The organism is Variovorax sp. P1_H12_2 (assembly GCF_056405335.1).
Window position 1 is genome coordinate 1 of sequence record NZ_JBFUCI010000621.1, and the last position, 2530, is coordinate 2530.

Here is a 2530-nt window from a genome sequence, read left to right on the forward strand (position 1 = left end):
GACCTGGACCAGCGCGCGGTCCATCGTGAGGCCCTGTGCGACGGCGCCAGCCACGACCGCGACCGACGCGGCGTGCCCGATGGCAATGGGCAGCAGGGCCCGCCGCGCCTGCGCCCCGTCGCGCGCCCGCACGCCGCAGGCGGCGGCGAACATCCAGCCGTTCGCCGGGCTCAATCCGTGAAAGGCGCCGAGGCCGGCAATCGCCAGCCACGGCCACAGGTTCGTCATGGCGCGTTCGTCCAGGCGAGGCGAGGCGGGCTCAGCCGTTCGCTTCGCAGCACGAACCGGCCGCCGGCGCCGGCTTCACCCGCGGTGCCGGCTCGTAGCGGTCGTGGTGGCGCACCCAATCCATGCCGTGGCCCGGGTTCTCGTCGCGGCCCTTGGGGGTGAGGTCCAGCAGGTTGTACGTTCCCATCATCACCTCCACACCGCGCCCGTAGGTCGAGTAGGTGTGGAAGATCTCGCCCGCGTCGTCCCGGTAGAAGACGCTGAGGCCGGGCGCTTCCTCCGCCGGGAAGGGCTGCATGCCGTAGTTGTAGTAGACCTCGCCCTGCCCCCTGGTCCGCTCTTGCGGCGTGAAGCTGACGCCGAAGTCGCGATTGAAGTCGCTGCCATGCGAGGACACCCACTTGAACTGCCAGCCCATGCGCCGGCGAAAGCGCTCGATCTCGGCCAGCGGCGCGCGCGAGACGACCAGCAGCGTGACGTCGCGATGCGCCAGGTGCACGTGCATGCCGTCGATGTGGTCGGCCATGAAGGAGCAACTCGGGCAGCCTTGCTCCCACCCCGGGCCGAGCATGAAGTGCTGCACCAGCAGCTGGCGGCGGCCTTCGAACAGCTCGGCGAGCGCGCGCCGGCCTTCGGGCGCATCGAAGGCGTAGTCCTTCTCGATGCGCACCCACGGCAGCGCGCGGCGCTCGCGGGCGATCTGGTCGCGCAGGCGGGTCAGCTCCTTTTCGCGCGCCAGCAGGGTCTTGCGTTCGGCCACCCATCGGTCCGCCGACACGACGGGATGGTTCACGGGGCTCGCTTCGGAAATCGCGGTGTTCATGGGGTGCTCCTGGGCTCGAAATAGAGCCGTTCAAGGTTCGTCAATGCGCCGATCCAGCCGATGCGGCGGTCGAGCGGGGTGCGCGGTCAGGGCCTGGCGCCTTTCGGACGCCGCACCGCGCGGACCTTTCCGCTGGCGCCGCCGCCGCAATAGAAGAGATCGGCCCCGTCGGACTCGAGCCCGCTCACGCCGATGCCGTGCGGCATCTCCAGGCGTTCGAGCACCGCGCCGCTTTCCGGGTTGATTCGGCGGATTTCGCTTTGATCCGCTTCCCAGGTGCCGTGCCACAGCTCGCCATCGACCCAGGTCACGCCGGTGACGAAGCGGTTGGACTCGATGGTGCGGATGACCGCGCCGGTGGCCGGATCGATCTGGTGGATCTTGCGATCGCGGTACTGCCCCACCCACAGGCTGCCCTCGGCCCAGGCGAGGCCCGAGTCGTGCCCGTGGCCGGGCGTCGGGATCGACGCCACCACGCGGCCGGTGACGGGATCGATCTTGTCGATGCGCGCCTCGGCGATCTGGTAGAGATACGTGCCGTCGAAGGCGGTGCCGGCGTCGCAGGCCCGGTCGAGCGTGCGCGTGGGCTCGCCGCTCCCGGGATCGAAGGCGATCAGCCTGGCCCCGGTGGCGGCCCAGACGCGCTGGCCATCGTGGGTGATGCCGTGCACGTTGTCGGCGCCGGCAAAGGGGCCGTACTCGCGCACGATTTCGGCTGCATGCGCCGTGGGCTGGGATCTTTCCTTGCCTGTCTTGCTGCTCATCGCTGGGGCTCCTGGTGACGCGCCTCGGATCGGCGCCCGGAGACAACTCTATTCAATCGGCAGCGAAGTGGGGAGTAACAAGATCGTCGTGAATCCGGCCAGCGGCGGCGACAGCCAGCGACGCGCCCGCGCCCGCCCGATCGAGCGTACCCGTCCGTCGGCCTCGAGTTCGACCAGCGCGCGCTGGACGGTGCGCTGGCTGGCCCCCAGGGCCAGCGCCAGGGCCGACGTCGACCAGGCCGCGCCGTCGGACAGCAGCGCCGCCAGCGAGGCCTGTTCGCCGTCGATGGGCGGTGCGAGCACGACGACGGCGCGCTCGCCGTGCGGCCTGAGGACGAAACCCCGCGTGGTGGCCTCGATGTGCGCCAGTGTCGTGACGAGCGCGCGCAGGCGGCCGATCTCGACCCGCAGGCGCACGCGATGYGACTCGTCGGGGCGGCGGGTGCGGAACGCGCACGCGATCAGGGCGTCCCGATCGACATCGCCAGGCCACGCCTCGGCGAGCGCGCGCGCCAGCGCGAACAACACCGGCCGGCGCGCCAGCGACCACCAGGCGTCGCCGGCGCGCAGCCCGCGACGGCAGGCATCGACCACCAGCGCGTCCGAGGCCAGGAGCGCCGCGACCTCGTCGAGGCGCAGCGCCTGCTCGCCAGCGGCGATGCGGCGCCGGGCGGCGGGACGATCGAGCGCGGCCCGCGCCTCCGCCACCTCGGCC

General features: G+C 71.6%; 2 protein-coding genes and 2 pseudogenes. All 4 read right to left on the reverse strand.

Features of this window, described 5'->3' with window-relative positions:
* Positions 1 to 228 (reverse strand): annotated as a pseudogene (locus tag AC1D2K_RS33325) (hypothetical protein); the annotation flags it as partial.
* A 31-nt stretch (positions 229 to 259) separates the two neighbouring features.
* Positions 260 to 1051 (reverse strand): DUF899 domain-containing protein, encoded by a 792-nt coding sequence (locus AC1D2K_RS33330; protein ID WP_478094539.1) that lies wholly within the window; start codon positions 1049 to 1051, stop codon positions 260 to 262.
* Positions 1052 to 1137: 86 nt separating this feature from the next.
* A complete protein-coding gene (locus tag AC1D2K_RS33335; protein WP_478094541.1) occupies positions 1138 to 1815 on the reverse strand; it encodes a Vgb family protein in 678 nt (225 codons plus the stop codon).
* Between the two features lie 48 nt (positions 1816 to 1863).
* Positions 1864 to 2530: pseudogene (locus AC1D2K_RS33340) on the reverse strand (helix-turn-helix domain-containing protein); the annotation flags it as partial.